We start from the raw sequence: 18,568 nt of genomic DNA, 5'->3' as shown, positions 1-18,568 counted from the left end.
GAGGAGTTTTCCATGATTAAAACTATCTTAGTGGGGTTCGGCTTTTCTGCGAACACATTTCATCTCCCGTTCTTAAATACCGTTGACTCATTTGAAGTGGTTGGAGTCGTCTCAACGCGTCCGAGCGAAGTTCACGCCAAACTACCAGAAGCTAATGTATATGAGACGTTAGAGGAAGCATTACAAGCAGATGCATCCTTGTTCATTATCACGACACCTTCTTACTTACATAAAGAGATGGTCGCTTCTTGTCTACGAGCAGGTAAAGACGTATTAGTAGAGAAACCAGCCTTTCTGACGACTGCAGAAGGATATGAGTTAATAAAACTTGAGGCGGAGACGGGTCAAATCGTCAATGTGTATCAAAATCGTCGCTTTGATGGTGATTTCTTAACGATTAAGTCGTTGCTTGACTCAAACGCAATAGGTGATTGGAAAGTAATGGAATCACGATTTGATCGCTTCCGACCGAATGTACGTGACCGTTGGCGGGAAAATGCAGGACCGGGCTCAGGCATCTTATTTGATTTAGGAAGTCATCTCATCGATCAAACGCTCGTTTTGTTTGGAAAGCCTGATCGAATTCAAGCAGATGTGATGACTCAACGAGAGGGTGGACAATCTGACGATGGGTTTCATGTGACGCTCTATTACGGAAATAAGCGAGTCTATCTTCGTTCAAACCCGTTCATCGCAGGAGAAACTCCACGTTTTGAACTGCATGGGACGAATGGAAGCTTTGTGAAATACGGTCTTGATCCCCAGGAAGAGGCGCTGAAGGATGGGGAATTAGAAACTGATATTTTAGAAACTGGTATCCTGTCTGTCGAAGATGTTGAAACGATTCAAGTTGAGAAGGGAAGCTACCTCACTTATTATCACCAGTTGGCGGAAAGTTATCAGACACGACGCCCGATTGTCTCTTTAAAAGATGCCGCATTGACAACACAAATTATTGAACTTGCTCGTCAATCGAGTGAAACAGGTGTAGTAATCACGGTGGACTGATGTCGTATCTATATCCTTCAACATGCGGATTCGCTATATAGCGGGTCCGTTTTTTAATTGTGAGTGAATCAACATACGAAAGAAATAGTGATATGTTTTTCGTAAACTACACTGTACCGAAATTGATTGTTAATAATAAAAAGTTACATTATTCATCTGTGTACTCATCCTCAAATGGGAAAAATAGTTAAGAAAATCACTTATAAAGGGGTGAGATGATGGAAACAAGAATCATCAAAGACCGAGCCGAGTGGGAATATTGGTTAAGTCAAACACAATGTGATGTATATGACAGTTATGATTATGTCAAAGTGAATTGTGGATCACATGACTCGCCAGAACTTTTTGTCGCCAATACATCAAAGGGGATGTTGATATATCCATATATCCGAAGACGAATCGATCAGCGGTATGATGATCTCGTGACAGCCTATGGTTATGGTGGACCATTTCGAGTAGGAGAGTTCACAGATGACGAAGTAAAGGTCGCTCGCCATACCTTTTTATTACGAGAAGAAAACGGAATGACTGTCACAGAGACAATTCGCTACCATCCGCTTAGAATAGATGAAGCCATCATGAAAACGTTTGGACAGGCTTTCCCTATTCGAAAAACAGTCCATGTTCAGCTGGATAAACCTTATGAACAGTTGACAGAGCGATTTCATAAAATGACGAAGCGTAATGTAAAACGGGCGACGCGTGAACAATTGACCGTTGTACAAGGTGGCGCTGAAGACATTCAAACATTTATAAGATTATATGAAGAAACCATGAATCGTCGTTCAGCGAATGATGATTATTATTATTCAACTTCGTATTTTAGAAAATTGCTCACGAGTGAGTCGTTTGAAGCCGAGTTTTTATTTGCGCTTCATGGTGAAAGCGTGATTGCAGGAGTGTTGCTGTTGTATGGAGAGACAGGTGCTCATTATCATCTAGGTGGATCGTTAAATAACTTTTTGCCACTCCGGCCAAACCATTTTCTGTTTAGTGAGATGATTCGCCGTTCAAGTGATAAAGGAAAAGTATACTTGCACCTTGGTGGGGGGGTGACAGGACAGGATGCTCTCTACGATTTTAAATCGAGTTTCTCTGGAGAAGAACCGCTCACTTATTATATTGGAAAAAGTATTCTAAAGGACGATGTGTATCAAAGGTTAAACGATGCCCATATTCAACTGCATGGAATGTCTGATTACTTTCCGATGTATCGAGCACCTGTAAAGATTGATACGCCACTTTCATCGACAAAATAAAACAATCGATGCAACAGAACGCTTGAACGTTCCGTGCATCGATTGTTTTGGTTATGCAGCATCTTCTTCTGTCGATTCGACTTTTTCAGTATGACGGACGATTGGGAAGTTTTTAAATAGGCGGCTTCCGATCAAACCAAAACCGATTCCTAAGATGAATAAAACGACAGCTGTGATTGTGACCGTTTGCCAGTCATTGAATCCATACATAACGAGAAGTCCCGGGATACCCGCAGCTGAACCAGGAGCATCATTGATCATACCCGTCATTGCCACGATCAGTCCTGCGACAGCCCCACCCACAAAGTTCACACTATAAATAGGAATTGGGTTTGCGGAAATTAAATCAGCTTGAGTCAACGGCTCAATTGCAACTGATAGTTGATCTTTCTTCGTTCCAATCTTCAATTGACGGAACAACAAGTAATTCATCGAGATCGATGCGGTCAATGCAAGTGCGGCAATTGCCATCGGCACACCTGTCAAGCCGAGCATCGCTGTTAAAGCCATCGAACTGAGAGGGGACGTCGACACGACAGTGACAATTCCTCCTAGCACGAGCCCCATGACGACCGGGTTTTGCGTCGCCGCGAGTTCAATGACTGCACCAATTTGAGCGAGAGTGTTTGACACAAGTGGGTCTACGCCGATTGCGACGAGTCGTGCGAGTGGAGCCATCACAATGACGTAGAAGATCATATCGACCCCGGTCGGAAGATAGCGATTGATGCGTGTACCAACTAAGGCAAGGATATATCCTGCGAAAAATCCAGGAAGGATACCGAATCCAGACACGGATAATCCAATCATCATACTATATACGGGGTTGATCCCGAGTGCGATGGCAACGAGTGCCGCCGCAGCAGGACCTGATAACGAACCGGCTGCCTGCCCGACCTCTTCATATAAAGGAAGTGGCAGTAATCCTCCGATGGCGTAGGCGTTGAACGCTTCGACAAGGAAACTTGCGATTGCCGCACCTGCCAAGGCGCCCATCGCTTTCATTCCGAATGGTGCCTTGTAGCTGAAAAGTGTGAACAAGGCCAGGATGAGCAGTAAGAGTGCAACTCCTTGAATAATGACCATAAACTCTTCCTTCTTTCTATCTATCTGTATTCATTCATAATTTCTTCTATATTCAATGATAGAAACGCTTCTGTAAAGCCATTTTGACGAGAAAAATCAAAATTGAAGCATGATATCGTTTACATGAAGAAACAAAGAATCATGGTAGCGCTTACTTTGAAAATGACATCAATTGTACAAGTTTTGACGTGTCGAGCCGCATCAGATTGGGAACAGGTAGAGGAAAGACTGTTCATAAAGTATTGGTCGAGGAGGAAGAATCATGCAGAATGCAGACAGACAGTGGCATGCTCTCGAAGTAGATGAAGTAAAAGCAAGAGTGGAGACTGATATCGAAACGGGGCTCTCGAAAGAAAGTGTCACAAGTCGTCAGGAAGAGTTCGGTAAAAACGTGTTACCGGAGAAAGAGAAAACGCCTGAAATCATAAAGTTCTTAAGACAATTTAATGACATTCTTGTGTACGTCTTGATCGGTGCGGCAGTTGTCACCGGTTTTCTTGGTGAATATATCGATACGATTGTTATCGTCTTAGTCGTCACGGTCATCGGTGTCGTTGGATACTTACAAGAGAACAAAGCGGAAGAAGCACTAGAAGGAATCAAAAAGTTGCTGGAAACGAAAGCGACCGTCATTCGTGACGGGAAACAATCCGAAATCGACTCGAGTGACCTCGTCGTCGGAGATGTACTCGTCCTCGCAGCTGGTGATAAAGTGCCAGCCGATGCCCGGGTTGTTCGGGCAGAAAAGTTCAAAGTAGAGGAGTCCGCACTGACCGGTGAAGCGACAACGGTCGAGAAAAAACCGGATGTCGTCAATGAAGAAGCCGTACTCGCTGACCGTAAGAACATGGTCTACTCAGGAACGAGTGTGGCGACAGGTAGCGCTAAAGCGATTGTTACAGCAATCGGCGAAGGAACTGAGCTTGGGCAAATCAATGCATCCATCTCAGAAGTACAAACCGTCAAGACACCACTCATTCGTCAGACGACGAAATTTGGTCAAACCGTATCGATTGCCATCTTAATCATCTCTGTGGTGATTTATGCATTTGGTTATTTCATGAGAGATTATGAACCTGTCGAACTGATGCTGACGACGATTGGTCTGGCAGTCGCAGCAATCCCAGAAGGATTACCAGCTGTCATCTCCATTATCTTAGCGCTCGGAGTTCGGAATATGGCTGAACAGAAAGCGATTGTTCGAAGCTTACCATCTGTCGAGACGTTAGGCGCAGTATCCGTCATCTGTACGGATAAGACCGGTACGTTAACGAAGAATGAGATGACCGTCAAACAAATCGTGACGGCGAAACATGACATTGAAGTCTCAGGAAGTGGATATGCACCGAACGGAGACCTAGAATTGAACGGTCAACCGTTTGATTTGGATGACGATGAATCGATGATTGACCTTTTGACTGTCGGAAAGACGTGTAACGATGCACAGTTGAACGAAGAGGATGGGGGTTGGGTCATCAATGGGGATCCGACCGAAGCTTGTTTACTGACTGTCGCAGAAAAAGCGGAACGTCCGATCGAACGACTTAAAGTCATCTCCAAAATCCCATTTGATTCTGAATACAAGTACATGGCTACGCTCGTCGATTATAAAGGAGAGCGCATGATTTTCGTCAAAGGTGCACCTGACCGTCTATTTGAGATGGCATCTTCTGAAGATTTCACTGAAGAGTATTGGGACGATAAACGTAAAGAAATTGCTGACCGAGGTCAACGTGTCCTCGGTGCCGGTTTCAAGAGAGTTGACAGTTCGAAACAATCGATTGACCATGAAGATGTTGAAAATAGTCTGACTTTCCTCGGGTTATTCGGTATCGTCGATCCGCCACGACAAGAGGCGATCGATGCTGTTGCCGCGTGTCGTGATGCTGGCATCCGAATTAAAATGATTACGGGTGACCATAAGGACACGGCTGTCGCAATCGCAAAAGAGCTCGGTATGGAAGTTGAAGGAGCGCTCGAAGGCCGCGAATTGACGGATATGTCCGATGAAGAAATCAAAGAGGCGTCCGTTCATAATGACGTGTTCGCGAGAACGAGCCCGAACGATAAACTTCGACTCGTCAAAGGGTTACAAGAGAACGGGTTGATCACCTCGATGACTGGAGACGGCGTCAATGACGCTCCAGCCTTAAAACGTGCAGATATTGGGGTGGCGATGGGAATCAAAGGGACGGAAGTCGCAAAAGAAGCCTCTCAGATGGTTCTAGTCGATGATAACTTCAAAACAATCTATAACGCCGTCCGTGAAGGTCGCCGAGTATATGATAACTTGAAGAAAACAATCCTCTTCTTACTCCCTACAAACGGTGGACAGGCGTTACTCGTTGCGATGAGTATCTTGCTTGGGGCAGCAGCACCACTCAGTCCTGTTCAAATTTTATGGGTGAACATGGTCGTCGCAATTACCTTATCACTGGCAATTGCTTTTGAACCTCTTGAAGAGAGCACGATGAAGCGTCCTCCACGACCGGCGAACGTGCCACTTCTCAGTCGCTATTACATTTTCCGTGTCACATTCGTGTCGATATTGATTGGAGGAGGTAGTTTGTGGATTAATTACATGCTCGGTGATTTCGATTATTCAACCGAGAAATTACAGACAATTACCTTAAATGCAATCGTCATGGCACAGTTGTTCCATTTATATAACTGTCGCACCGAGTTGGTCCCTGCGTTCAATCGTCGGTTCTTCGACAATAAGATCGCTTTCCTCGTATCAGGTTTACTCATCGCTCTTCAATTGTTCATCACGTACGTGCCGTTCATGCATACGCTGTTCGGGACTGCACCACTTACGTGGGAAGATTGGATTTACCCAGTGGCATTTGGAGCCGTGGTGTTTGTCATCGTTGAAATCGAAAAAGCTATCTCAAGACGAGTGATCGGAAATCAAAACATTCACTAATACGTTTCATGTATGTAGAAAACGGATAAACAAATGGAGTAACGACGAAGGAGGGATACGATGAAACGAGATGAATCACAACCAGGGGTACATCCAGATCCAATTCCAGATGATGAATCGAACCCGGCTAAGAAGCCGGCTCCGACACAACACCCTGACCCAAATCCCGAAGAAGAGTCGGACGAATAAACAAGTTACCTGTGTATAATAAAACCTCCTCGTCTGAATCGGCGAGGAGGTTTTTGGTGTAGAGGTTACTTTGTCATTTTTGAGGAACGGCTGTTTTGTAGACGATTGAACTTTTTCTCATCCGTATGTTCTGTGATGATAAAATCACCGACGGGACATTCCCATTTTCCTTTTGCGACAACGCATTCACGCAATGTCACCTGGTCATCATACAGATCAAGCTCTAGTGTTTCTTTTAAAAATTGATCTACTTTTTGATTTGGCACTTTAGCATATTCATTCAATTCGAGTACTTCATTTTTAACAGTCACATAAGATGTGACCTGAAAATAGCGCATGTGATGGTCTCCTTTATAACAAATCTAATTTTTAGTATAGCCGTTTATGAGACAAAACGGGACATCAATGTTGCATTTCAACACGTTCGCGCTTCGGAGGAGCTTCGTTAAACGGTTTCTGATGTCGAATGATGAGCCAGAAGATTAAGCCGAACAGCGGGATGTACGGAAGTGGCCAAAGGCTCATCTTATAGCGTTTCGCATCCCGATTCATTAATGTGATTTGAATGAACGCCAATAAGAAAAAGTCAACGGTCATTGTTCGCACAAACTGATTATTCTCTACATACGACCAATATTCTGAGACATTTCCCGTATTCGCGGCAGCGATGAACAGTCCGATCGTCACCAATAGCAACACGACACCAAGGATACGCGTCGGAAGCGGTTTGACCGGGGTCGGATAAGGAGATTGTCTCGCAAAAGCCAAATAAGGAGCGAGTAAGAAGCCACCTACGAAAAAACTACTGATGGCAGCGATGAGCGGATTCGGCTTCAGCTGATTCACTTCTGACCAAAGAAGCGGGAACATCGCTAACGGAAACACACCTAAGATACTAAAGAGTGAGAGAGAATAGCCTTCATACGCATCGGTATTATAAGTCAAAAAGTCGATTAGAAAGCGCCCGTCAAACGGGACGTTCTGACCTAAGATGGCCAACGCGATGGCCGCCCCCCATGGAATCAATAAAAATTTTCTAGTCATACGAACACCTCGCCAATGATTGATAGTTGTAGTATACCCTCTTTTGTAAACACGAAAAAATGAGAAGATGCATCATGCATGTTCTCATTTATTTTCACGTGCATACGTTTTAATCATCGTGACGAGTTGTTGGGTTTCTTCCATTTTTATATCAAGCATGATTCCATAGTCATAAAGAGTTCCCAATTGATTGCGATGTTTAACGTATCCAATCAGTTCGATCGGTTGGAGAGTTGGAACGAGATCGAGGACAAAATGTACTTGTAAGTCATTAGAAAGTGGAAAAAGATAATCCGAGCGTAATTTTAATCCGTGAGAACTTACATTGAGAAGTAGCCCCTCGCCATCATATAATTCTTTGTCTCCCCAAATCAGTTTGTAAGGAATTATACGCGGATTTGGTAGTATATAGCGGAAAGTTTCCTGTCTGCGATAACGCATCAATTCACCCCATTTCTCTACTCGTTATATCGGTACTGGATAATTAAAAATGAAGAGGAAATGCTTATAAAATTATTATGTACTTGCTTTACAAAAGTGAAAACGCTTTCTATAATAAGTGTACGTTTTGAACAGGGAGGAGATCAGATGAATGTCCATGATTTACTCCGGCGATACGCGATTCAATCACCAGTCATCTACGAAAAAAAACATAACGGGGAATGGGTTAAACTTGAGCGTTTGCCTGTCTATACCATTCTTGAAGTTGAAATGAATGATCAAACGATCGAGGCGGTCGCCATTGATGCGTTTAAGGCCATCACAGTTTGTCGAGATGAGACGTCGATTGAAGCCGCTCGGCCTTATGCTGTGCGTATCCAAATCGAACGACCATGAAGAAATGCCGTAACTTCAAACGAGAAGTTACGGCATTTCTTATGCAGCATCTTGTTTTGTTTCGTCTTGTGGATTTGTCCGTTTTGCATAATACATGAATGGTGTAGCCATCCATGCAATTACAAACTTCGCCACGTACGTCGTGATAAAGATATTCCACCAAATGTCCCATTCCATCCCCCAGAAAGCGATAATACAGAACGTGAACGTATCAATCAATTGAGATAATACGGTCGAACCGGTTGTCCGGAGCCATAGCTTTTTCTCGCCCGTTTTTGCGCGAATTTTCGAATAGACGAAGACATCGAACAACTGAGAGACTAAATAGGCGGCAAGGCTACCGAGTGTGATCAATGGTAGCATCGAGAAGAGTGCCTCAAAACTCTCGTGCATGAAGAGCGCCTCTTCAAACGGTTCATACAAAAGGGCGTACTGCATGAGTACCGTTGAGACGATCAAAATGAAAAATCCGAGCCATACCCCTTTTCGGGCAACTGCTCGCCCGTATTTTTCATTCAAAATGTCCGTCGCTAAGTAAAGCGAACCGTAGACGATGTTACCGAGCGTAAAAATGTATCCGCCAATTACAATCTGTTGCGTGACTTGAATATTTGCGACGACAGAAGCCATCGCAATCCAAGCGTATAGTCCGACCCGACCAAATAATTTGTAGCTAACGACGAGAAGACCGAGTGTAAGGATGGCGGAAGGAATCCATAACCATTCGTTTAGCATGAATCATGCTCCTTCCTTTAACTATTCAATAATTTCAACTTTTCAAGTTTATAGAGGAACGGAAATGATGTCAAGGTGAGGGGGGATGAAGAAGTTCTCGTTGATGTGTACCAGCAATCAAAAAGTACCTCCTGAAACATTCAGGAAGTACAGCTTGTTGACTAACATGAATAATATCGCTCGCCTTTTTGGCGCCCACGCTTTCCTGCAGGAGTCGAGGCGTCGTCGGGCGAGCAACGCAAACGGTCGTCATCTGGCGGCCGTTTGTCTTTTTCTGAGGCCTCGACGGCCGAAGAAAAAGCTCGGCAGGTGCTTTTAACCGCTTGGTTTAGCGGTATTCTTGATGCCTCCGACGAGAATCGAACTCATGCTTCAGCATTACCATTTCCATTTTGGGATTTAGTGGGAGAATATTCAGGAGAGGTATGGCTTGGTTGAGCTATTCTGTAAGTCATTATTGTAAGTTATTGGTGTTTAATACTATGATTTCGCCTGTGCATGAGCGGTAAGTGTGCACAATGCTGTGCACAAAATTAGTTGTAGGTAAGGGGAGAATCTGATATCACTGACTCGATATAACCTTTCTCAAAGGTTAAAGAGGATTCCATATCCGAGAGTAACGTAATCAGTTCATCTTGTTCAGATTGAGTAGCTGAGTATCGTGAAGTAAATTCTTCATAACCTTGCAATGCTCCCAATAAGATTTCTGTTTTTTCGAGTGCGATGCTGTATTCTTTCGTAACTCGTTCATCCCTTGTGTTTTCAATCGCATATTTTAAGTCGCTCTCGTATTTGATTGCGATTTGAAATATAGTTTCGATAGATTGAGGAACATAACTAGGTTCGTGTGTTCTTAAGAAGTCTTTCGCAGCGGAAATATCAAATAACATACGATCAATATAACTAGTGATGTGGAACGCGCTGTTCATTTCATCTTGCGTGTATGCGACCGTGTCATTAAACTCGCTTCTGCTATCGACTTGTAGAATTGTATCTTCTAATTGAATCTTATATAAGCGTTTCGTACGTGTGCTCTCTGTATATTCAACCGGCTCGTCCCAACTCTCCCAAGTGTCGGAGAGTTGCATTGTTTCAAGTGAATATGCCGTTGCCTGCAAGTCCTCTTCAAGTTCAAACAAATTTTGCGTGTGTAACTCGACCGCGTCTTTTAGTGCCATCTCATTCACAATCTCAGACGCTTTCTGTAATTGGTTGCGAGAAGTGGTGATCAATTCTTCCATCGCATCGAAACGAGCTTGGATTTCTTCCAAAGGGAGGTCGCTACATGGTCCATCGCATTCGCTCATATTTTTCTTAATGAGGGTGAGAAGGGCGTCGGTCCGCGTAATAACTTCATTTACTTCGTTGTATCGATCTGTATATTCAGCAGGAACTTTTGGTAAAGGCGTGAGTTCGTCCATCACTAAATTAGTATCGACGGTAGCTGTATCTTCATTATCATCTTCAAGAGTGGCTGATGACTCACTTTCGACCTTGTCAGTTTGCTTAACAGTTTCGTCCGGTTGCATAAAAGTGAAGACAAAACCAAAGAGGATTGAAGCGACTAACACTCCATTGATTCTACGTAATGTACGTTTGTATCTTTTTTTAACCTCAACGCTACCAGTGTAATCGTTTTTTCTTTTCCAATAATCGTGTCTAGCAATCCCTGCGATGACAGCGACTGTAAATGCGATTGCTGTTAAAATTTGAAATTGCGAAGGCATGTTCCTACCCCTTTCTTATTATCAGAACTATCGTACCATCTATAGTATATATACCTATATTTGTTAAATAAAGTTTCGATTCAACAAAATTGCGCTCGCGACACCGAAAAACGAAAACTGTGCCATTTTTGTGCCACACCAAAAAGAAAGCACCTCCTGCAAGAAACAGGAAGTGCCCTAAACCGCATTGTTAAGCGGTATTCTTGATGCCTCCGACGAGAATCGAACTCGTGCTGCAGCATTACCATTGCTGAGGTCTGCCACTAACCTACAGAGGCGTTACACCCACTATGTTACACAGGTTAATCGCCTTTTTCAAGCTTTTTCAGAATAATAAGACCTCTAGTCTTCGGTAACCGAAGACTAGAGGTCGGATGAATCATGCTTATTTTGTTCGGATCCACACAGCACCTGCAGAGTTGTCTTTCGCTTCACCGACTACGTCAATGACAAGGCCGTATTGCGGGAGTTTACGTCCTGCATCTGGAATGAGTGAGTTGATGTACGAATTCGCATCATTGAACTGCTTCACGCCAGCTTGTGCTTTGTAGTCATAGATACCACGACTTGGTGAATCGATATACCAAGCGAGCGTCTTATCGAGACTGAATGCAGCGTCAGCGATTTGGTAACGTGTGCTACCTGTCACTGTCTGTTGTCCATTCAAGTTACCGATAAGCGCTTGTGGATGTGAATCGACGACACCGAGGAAGCCTTCACCAGGGTGGACACCGACCCAGTTGTCTGTATACGAGTCATCACCGTACCATACGACTAGACCTGTGTTGTATTTCACGCCACGGCCGTTGAGAAGACCCATATCCGACCCGGCATGGTTACGCCACTCGAGGTAGTAGTAGTGTGGTTTTGAATCGTATCCGTCTGAAGAAACGAATCCATCGAGAGTGACGGCTTCAGCGCCTTCCGCATCATCTGCGAAGAGCGTTGTTGATTCTGATTTGATTGACAAGTTGTCGACTGCGAAGCCTTTCATCGCGACGCCGCCGTCTGTCACGTATTCAAAGACGATTTGAACATCTTGTCCAGCAAATTGTGAGAGGTCGTATGATTTGTTGACCCATGCACCGTTCGTCGTCTCAGCAGGGTAACCTGCTTCGTTTGCACCGTTGACGTCGTCACCGAATACATCGAGAACGACTTCTTGACCACCGCTGAGGGCTTTAATGTACAAGTAATCATAGTCAGATTCGACTTCATAGAATGAATCGAATGTGAGGACTCCGTCAGCACCGAGTTTCACACTTGGTGTCGCCATCTCTGTGTGGATGTCGTCACCCTTTGTCGAGTAGTAATAGCGATCGCCATAAGCTGGTTCGATTCCTTTTATCTTCTTATCAGGAAGGTTGACTTTGACGATGCCTGGGTTGTTTGATTTCGTCACAGACTGGTCGAGTTGTGAGACGAACCCTTGTGAGTTGATGTCTTCAAGGTCGACTTCTGTGATGTTCGCCCAGTTTCCACCCATGATTTTTTGGAAGTACTCTTTGTTTTGTGGTGAGAAGCTTGTCGGTTCCGTACCTGCGACTTTACCGGCCCAGCTACCGCCACTCATGATAGACCATGACTGTACCGGCTCACCTTGACCTGTGTACTGCGTATCGTACTCATCTGGAAGACCGAGATCATGTCCAAATTCGTGTGCGAAGACTCCGACTGCGCCATCTTCAGGTTGAATCGTATAATCGTACGCAGCCATTTTTCCGCCCCAGTAAGGAACTGTAGCTTCTGTGTCGGCTACTGGATATACACCGTCGAGAACCCAGCGGTGTGACCAAACCGCATCGTCACCAAGCGCACCGCCACCAGCTTCTTGACCAGTACCTGCGTGGATAATCATCAAGTGATCGACGAGACCGTCCGGCTCGTTGAAATCGCCGTCTCCATCTAAGTCGTAAAGGTCATATTGGTCGTGCTCTGCGAGGTCGATACCAGATGCGACCGCTGCATTCAACGCATCTTTGACGAGTTGACGTGGACCAGGCCCGACGTTATCGTGTCCACCATCACCTTTGTCCGCCCCATAGTCTTTCGCAGTCCCTGGAACGGTCAACCATTCAGAAACTTCACCATCAACTGTGTAGCTTCCACCTGATTGTTCTTCATAATACTGTTTGAACGTCCGGACTTTCTCTCCATTGAAGAGTTCGAATGACTTGTCACCAAACATATAGTTCTCGTAATGTTCTTTACTGAAATTATCACTATACATATAGCCCGGTTCTTGGATGATGTTGTTGTGTTTGAAGTCGCTATACTCGACGAGAAGGACGAGGACTTTGTCTTCACGAACAGCTCCGTTGTATGCAGACTGTTGTGCAGGGGATACTTTTACTTGACCATTTGGTTTTCCTTTTCGATAGTTCGCTTGTCCTTTTTTCGCTTTGTCGAGAATTCGTTCTGTTTCTTTTTCGAATTGAGTATGTACCTTCTCTTTTGCTTTTGAAGCCTTTTCATTCAGTTTTTCATCATGCTTATGTGGATCTTTTGCTGCACCTTGCTTTTTCGAGATATATGCGTCGACCGCTTTCATACGTTCAGATGCAGATAACCCCTTTTTGATGACGCCCCGTTTCTCGAGCGCTTTCGCGAGACGGTCTTCGTCGATAATGTTGTGGTCGAACGGAGCGAGTTCGCTCGTTGCCGGACCGGGTGGCGCAACCGCTAAAGGGGCAGCACCTGCAGCCGGAACGATACTGACTGTCATGGCAGAAGTCATGAGAGCCGCGAGTGTCGTTCGACGAATAGAACGTTTTTTCATTTGTGTGAACCTCCTGTAAATAGATAATGGGAAAATGTGTGAGCTTGATGTAAATGTACCTTTTGTGTCTGATTAATGTCAATATTCAGAAAATAATAAACAAAAAAGGAGTCTAATGACCTATTTAGTCAATATGAACTAAATAGACTTAGACTCCAAGTCGATATATCCGTAATGGAACTTCGACGTTTTACGTTTTATATGAGTGAAACCATAGCGTTCAAAGGTATCGCTCTCAAAATGCGCCTTCAAGACAATTCGTTTCTTGGCTACTCGTTTTGCTTCTGCAATCAACTCTTGAGTGAGAGGAGAAGTGTCAGCGATCGAGCGAAGTGGGTTCAAATGAACCGATTCTGAAATCGTTTTTTCAAACATCGGATCAAAGTAAATACAATCAAACGAATTTTCCGCACACGTTTTCAAATAGTCGAGTGAATTGGCGTGAACGACCTCAATGCGGCGCATCGCCTCAGTCACATGCTCATCTTTTTCTACCCAAACGGCCATGCCTTCTCGAACGAGTTGCGCCGTGATAAATTGACTTTCGATTCCGACCATTTTTCCTGTTGTGCCGACTGCATGGCTCATGACGATGCTGTCCGATCCCAGACCGAGCGTACAATCTAACATTCGATCACCCGGTTTAGCTTGTAATGCATCAATGAGTGGATCTGTTCCACCACGACTAAGTTGTTTCACTCGAAAGACCGAGCTAGAAGGATGAAAAAAGAATGGTTCTGTACTGTGCAGTGGTGTGTATTCGACGCGTCGTTTATCAAATACAAGTACATCTTGGTGATGGCGTTTCTTCAGCTCATCAATCGAATGTTTGCGTCGATCGACAAACTTCAACTTGTACTCTGCAGCATATCTATGCGCCCGAGACAAAACTTCGTCTGTCGGGCGTAAACAGGTGGTTACGATATACATGTTACTAGCTCCTCCATAAAAAATGAGACGCCGCTGCGTCTCATTTTTTCTTACTGAGTAAGTCTGATAGTTCATCGATAAGTGCTTTATGAGAAGCAAGTTCTTTCTTCTTCTCATCGTTCACGTTCACCGGACGCTTTGAACGGCTTTGCAGTGCTTCAAGCGTCTCATCGATTGATGATTTCAACGTATCTCGTTCTTCAGGTTTCAAGGATACTTCATGCGGATTTTCTCCAGAGGCATCTAACTCGCGAAGGCGTGCCATCAATTGCTTCGCCTCGCGATTCAAATCGACGAGTAATCTGTCAATTTGTTCCAATCTTAATTTGATTCCATCTCGTTCTGTAAACATTTGTTTCACCTCTTTTTACGGTTTAACCCTAAGGTCTCTTCCTGTTTACTTTACCATAAAATTTGTTAAACGAAACTACCGGGAATTTATTCCATTTATTTTGGCTGTAAGAAACATTGTTTCTCTATCCCCACATGAAGTTCACCTGCTATACTAACTGAGCTAAAAAGGAGGTGGGGGGATGGAAACGACAAATCATCCACCAAAAGCGCTCAAAGGAGCGATTGTATCGATCACAACCTATTTGATCTTATCTATAGTAAAAGTATTTTTTGGTTATCTATATGAATCTGAGGCTGTGCTAGCCGATGGATTCAACAATACGACAGATATTATCGCGTCGGTCGCCGTATATATCGGAATTCGGGTTGCGGCTTTTCCTCGAGACGCTGAACATAAATACGGACACGCGAAGATGGAAACAATCTCGGCGTTGGTTGCTTCATTGATCATGGTTGCAGTCGGTATCTTTGTATTCTTCAATAGCCTGTCTAACTTAATCGGAGGAGAATATGCAGAACCGAACCCATTAGCAGCCGTCGTCGCGTTAGTCAGTGCGCTCGTCATGTTCGCTGTATATCGCTTCAATTTGAATCTTTCGAAGAAAACAAAATCACTGGCGCTAAAGGCAGCGGCGAAAGATAACTTGGCAGATGCGATGATTTCGATTGGGGCAACACTCGGTGTTCTATTCGCATATTTTCAGCTCCCTTGGATGGACACGGTTTTGGCAGTTGTCATTGCCGGTATGATTATCCGCACAGCGATACAAATCTTCTTAGATGCCACACATCAACTCTCAGATGGGTTCCCGCCACATCTTGTGGAATCATATGAGGAGACAATCGAACAGTTCGAACGGGTGAAAGAAGTCCGTGAAATCAAAGGACGACATTTAGGGAATCACGTGATGCTCGACGTGACAATTGCAGTTGATGGGGATTTGACGGTGGATTCGGCTCATGAATTGTGTGACGAAATCGAACGGAAACTGGATGAACAACATGCTGTCGACTCGGTTCATATTCATATTGAACCGATATGACGTTCGGTTATCTTTTGCGCTTCATGAGTAGATTCGTTTATAATAAGCGCAGACAGATATTGAACTACTAGTTAAGGAGGGCACGGGATGAACATCGTGCGTCAACCTATTCGCCAAATTGATGAGATCGAATATGAACACTTTCAAAAATACGGAGAAAACTCATATGGTGTTTCTGCCGAAGAGTTGAAAGGCATCTTTGAAGAGATGGGGACAGAACAACTCTATCACGCAAAAGAGCACAGCTATGGAGAAGACTTTTATTATGATTTGATGGTCGACGACGAACTTGTCGGTAAAGTATTGTTGCTCAAGCTTGCTAGAGTATATCAACTCGACCTGATGGTGTTTGATCCGTATAAAAATAAAGGGTATGCGACTGAAGGGCTACGTCTTGCCTTACTAGATTCGGAGTTATTAGACGGACAGACCGTCCGCGCTGGCATTCCACCAACGAGTCCTCACCAACAAGAGATGCAACAAGTCCTTTTGCGAAATGGATTCGAAAAGCGGAACGGCCTGTATTATTTAAATTTTAAGAAACGATATGTAGTAAACCATTAAGCTGACGGCGTCTCGCACGTCAGCTTTTTTCATATGGAGGGGTAAGGATGAAACAAGTCACCATTAAAGATATCGCCGAGCTCGCAGGAGTCGCAAAAAGTACAGTCTCGCGCTATTTGAACGGAGGTTCTGTCGGCAAGGCGACGAGAGAAAAACTCGACCGGGTCATTCGAGAGACGAATTATGAACCGAATCAGTTCGCGCAAAGTCTCAAGTCGAAACAGACGAAGATGATTGGTGTCATCGTTCCACGGCTCGATTCATATGCATCCTCGCGGACGATGATGGGAATTGACGAACGGCTTACTGATCGAGGGTATCAGATGCTCGTCGTCAATACGGCACAGCAGACAGAGCGTGAAATCGAACAGTTATACAACTTGACCAAACAAAAGGTCGCAGGGATCATTTGGCTTGGGACAACGGTCACAGAGCGTCACCTTGAGGCAATTGAAGCGATTCAAATCCCTGTCTTACTGATTGGTCAGCAGCATGACAAGGTGCACAGCCTCGTATATCCGGACCATGAAGCGGCTTTTGCACTTGGTACACAATTCACGGAGTGGGGTCATCGAGACGTAGTCTATGTCGGAGTATATGAATCGGATATCGCGGTCGGCCAAGACCGCCGCGACGGATTTTTAAAGGCGTTTCATGAGTCGGGGGCACACGTCAAAGTCATTCAAACGACGTTTAAGATTGAGGACGCCATTCCAATCGGGGAACAATTAGCGAATGATATCGGTTCAGTCTCTCTCATCGTCTGTGCGACAGACAACATCGCACTTGGCGTATTGAAAGGATTGGCGAATCGTGGCATCTCTGTCCCGAATGATGTTTCTGTCAGTGGATTCGGAGGCTACGATTTTACGGAAGTCTTACATCCATCCATCACGACCGTCCATCTTCCATATCGCCGAACTGGTGCTAAAGCAGCCGATATGATGTTGCAACTTTTACATGGTGAACAAGTTCCGATGAAAACGTTCACAAATTTCGAATTAAAAGTGCGCGAAAGCGTTGACAATATAAAATAAATGATTTATATTCGTGTTGCGGAACCGGTTCCGTAACATTTTTTTAAATCATTTTGGAACCGGTACCAATCATACTTAGAACTTATTATGATTTATGGAGGTGGACGATATGAACACCGTACATTGTATCGGCGAATTGTTGATTGACTGGGTATGTGAAGATGCGTCAAGCGATCTCGTTAAAGGGACGACGTTCGTCAAGAAAGCAGGAGGCGCACCTGCGAATGTCGCGGCAGTCGTCAGTAAGCACGGGGGACAATCGAGTTTCCTCGGACAGGTTGGAGATGACCCGTTTGGTCTCTTCTTGAAACAGACGTTAATCGAGAACGGCGTCCGAACAGAAAACCTTGTGGAATCTGGAAATACGACATTTGCATTCGTATCGATTCAAGAAGACGGAGAGCGGGACTTCACATTCCGTCGCGGAAGTGACGGAGAGTTCGCTTTCGAGTCGATCGACTTATCGGTAATCGAGTCAGGAGACATCATTCATTTCGGCTCGGCGACAGCATTACTTGATGGAAAATTGAAAGACGCGTACTTCAAGTTATTGCAATTTGCAAAGCGGGATGGCTTGTTTATCTCGTTCGACCCGAACTATCGAGATGCATTGATCACGGACCTCGAGCAATTTAAACAAGATGCGAGACACTTCATCGCGGAATCGGACTTCATTAAATTGAGCGAAGAAGAAGCACACTTGTTAACCGGAGAAGAACAACTAGAAGACGCTGTTCGTGCACTGCTTGAATTAGGTGCAAAACAGATTGCCATCACACTAGGGTCTCGTGGGACGTTGATTGCGACAAGCGCGCATCATGAAATCGTTCCTTCAATCTCAATCGACAGTGTCGATTCGACGGGAGCGGGAGATGCGTTCGTCGGTGCCTATTTGTATCGTTTGGCGACACTCGGATTTGATTCGGCGCGATTACTGGCTGACATTGAATATGCAAACGTAACAGGAGCATTGACTTGTACGGCATACGGCGCTATACCAGCCATTCCATCACGAAAACTTGTAAATGAAACGTTAGGAGGGAAATGAAA

The 18,568-nt window shown here is 44.5% G+C and carries 18 protein-coding genes and 1 tRNA gene; 9 read left to right on the top strand and 10 right to left on the bottom strand.

Annotated features, from left to right (window positions below; genetic code table 11):
• Positions 1–12: 12 nt before the first annotated feature.
• Both P400_RS0109910 and P400_RS0109905 read left to right on the top strand, forming a co-directional pair.
• A complete protein-coding gene (locus P400_RS0109910) occupies positions 13–1,008 on the top strand; it encodes a Gfo/Idh/MocA family oxidoreductase (protein ID WP_026826042.1) in 996 nt (331 codons plus the stop codon).
• Between the two features lie 218 nt (positions 1,009–1,226).
• Positions 1,227–2,267, top strand: a complete 1,041-nt coding sequence (locus P400_RS0109905) for a lipid II:glycine glycyltransferase FemX (RefSeq protein WP_051545977.1) — start codon at positions 1,227–1,229, stop codon at positions 2,265–2,267.
• A 51-nt stretch (positions 2,268–2,318) separates the two neighbouring features.
• Here P400_RS0109905 and P400_RS0109900 read toward each other — a convergent pair whose 3' ends face one another.
• Positions 2,319–3,353: a PTS sugar transporter subunit IIC gene (locus P400_RS0109900; protein ID WP_026826040.1), complete on the bottom strand. Its 1,035-nt coding sequence runs from the start codon at positions 3,351–3,353 to the stop codon at positions 2,319–2,321.
• A 262-nt stretch (positions 3,354–3,615) separates the two neighbouring features.
• Here P400_RS0109900 and P400_RS0109895 point away from each other — a divergent pair, with 262 nt between their 5' ends.
• Both P400_RS0109895 and P400_RS15845 read left to right on the top strand, forming a co-directional pair.
• Positions 3,616–6,279 (top strand): cation-transporting P-type ATPase, encoded by a 2,664-nt coding sequence (locus P400_RS0109895; protein ID WP_026826039.1) that lies wholly within the window; start codon positions 3,616–3,618, stop codon positions 6,277–6,279.
• 60 nt (positions 6,280–6,339) lie between these two features.
• Entirely contained in the window at positions 6,340–6,468 is a 129-nt protein-coding gene (locus P400_RS15845) for a hypothetical protein (protein WP_026826038.1), read from the top strand.
• A 65-nt stretch (positions 6,469–6,533) separates the two neighbouring features.
• On the opposite strand, the gene P400_RS0109885 is transcribed toward P400_RS15845, so the two are convergent.
• The 3 genes from P400_RS0109885 to P400_RS0109875 form a co-directional block, all read right to left on the bottom strand.
• Complete coding sequence (locus tag P400_RS0109885; RefSeq protein WP_026826037.1) at positions 6,534–6,806, bottom strand: hypothetical protein; 273 nt, start codon at positions 6,804–6,806, stop codon at positions 6,534–6,536.
• Positions 6,807–6,870: 64 nt separating this feature from the next.
• Positions 6,871–7,512 carry a hypothetical protein gene (locus P400_RS0109880; protein WP_026826036.1) on the bottom strand — a complete coding sequence of 214 codons (642 nt, stop codon included), beginning with the start codon at positions 7,510–7,512 and terminating at the stop codon, positions 6,871–6,873.
• An 84-nt stretch (positions 7,513–7,596) separates the two neighbouring features.
• A complete protein-coding gene (locus P400_RS0109875; RefSeq protein ID WP_026826035.1) occupies positions 7,597–7,953 on the bottom strand; it encodes a PilZ domain-containing protein in 357 nt (118 codons plus the stop codon).
• A 147-nt stretch (positions 7,954–8,100) separates the two neighbouring features.
• On the opposite strand from P400_RS0109875, the gene P400_RS0109870 reads away from it, so the two are divergent.
• Entirely contained in the window at positions 8,101–8,349 is a 249-nt protein-coding gene (locus tag P400_RS0109870) for a hypothetical protein (protein WP_026826034.1), read from the top strand.
• A 39-nt stretch (positions 8,350–8,388) separates the two neighbouring features.
• Here P400_RS0109870 and P400_RS0109865 read toward each other — a convergent pair whose 3' ends face one another.
• The 6 genes from P400_RS0109865 to P400_RS0109835 all read right to left on the bottom strand — a co-directional run bounded on the left by P400_RS0109865 (position 8,389) and on the right by P400_RS0109835 (position 14,872).
• The gene (locus tag P400_RS0109865) at positions 8,389–9,084 is read right to left on the bottom strand and encodes a queuosine precursor transporter (protein ID WP_026826033.1); all 696 of its coding nucleotides are present in this window, start codon (positions 9,082–9,084) and stop codon (positions 8,389–8,391) included.
• Between the two features lie 533 nt (positions 9,085–9,617).
• Positions 9,618–10,811: a hypothetical protein gene (locus P400_RS0109855; RefSeq protein WP_026826031.1), complete on the bottom strand. Its 1,194-nt coding sequence runs from the start codon at positions 10,809–10,811 to the stop codon at positions 9,618–9,620.
• A gap of 207 nt (positions 10,812–11,018) precedes the next feature.
• Positions 11,019–11,089 (bottom strand) — tRNA-Thr (locus P400_RS0109850).
• 107 nt (positions 11,090–11,196) lie between these two features.
• Positions 11,197–13,590, bottom strand: a complete 2,394-nt coding sequence (locus P400_RS0109845) for an immune inhibitor A domain-containing protein (protein ID WP_026826030.1) — start codon at positions 13,588–13,590, stop codon at positions 11,197–11,199.
• A gap of 138 nt (positions 13,591–13,728) precedes the next feature.
• On the bottom strand, positions 13,729–14,520 hold the full coding sequence (locus tag P400_RS0109840; RefSeq protein WP_026826029.1) for a class I SAM-dependent methyltransferase: 792 nt from the start codon (positions 14,518–14,520) through the stop codon (positions 13,729–13,731).
• Positions 14,521–14,560: 40 nt separating this feature from the next.
• Entirely contained in the window at positions 14,561–14,872 is a 312-nt protein-coding gene (locus tag P400_RS0109835; protein WP_026826028.1) for a hypothetical protein, read from the bottom strand.
• Between the two features lie 181 nt (positions 14,873–15,053).
• Between P400_RS0109835 and P400_RS0109830 the strand changes: the two genes are divergently transcribed.
• The 4 genes from P400_RS0109830 (at position 15,054) to P400_RS0109815 (ending at position 18,566) form a co-directional block, all read left to right on the top strand.
• Entirely contained in the window at positions 15,054–15,917 is an 864-nt protein-coding gene (locus tag P400_RS0109830) for a cation diffusion facilitator family transporter (protein ID WP_026826027.1), read from the top strand.
• Between the two features lie 87 nt (positions 15,918–16,004).
• Positions 16,005–16,481 (top strand): GNAT family protein, encoded by a 477-nt coding sequence (locus P400_RS0109825; protein WP_026826026.1) that lies wholly within the window; start codon positions 16,005–16,007, stop codon positions 16,479–16,481.
• 47 nt (positions 16,482–16,528) lie between these two features.
• Complete coding sequence (locus P400_RS0109820; RefSeq protein ID WP_026826025.1) at positions 16,529–17,518, top strand: LacI family DNA-binding transcriptional regulator; 990 nt, start codon at positions 16,529–16,531, stop codon at positions 17,516–17,518.
• Between the two features lie 109 nt (positions 17,519–17,627).
• Positions 17,628–18,566 carry a carbohydrate kinase family protein gene (locus tag P400_RS0109815; RefSeq protein WP_026826024.1) on the top strand — a complete coding sequence of 313 codons (939 nt, stop codon included), beginning with the start codon at positions 17,628–17,630 and terminating at the stop codon, positions 18,564–18,566.
• Positions 18,567–18,568 lie beyond the last annotated feature (2 nt).

This window comes from Exiguobacterium marinum DSM 16307, assembly GCF_000620845.1.
GTDB lineage: Bacteria > Bacillota > Bacilli > Exiguobacteriales > Exiguobacteriaceae > Exiguobacterium > Exiguobacterium marinum.
Note: the sequence above shows the minus strand (reverse complement) of the source record. Positions and strands in the feature narration are given on the sequence as shown.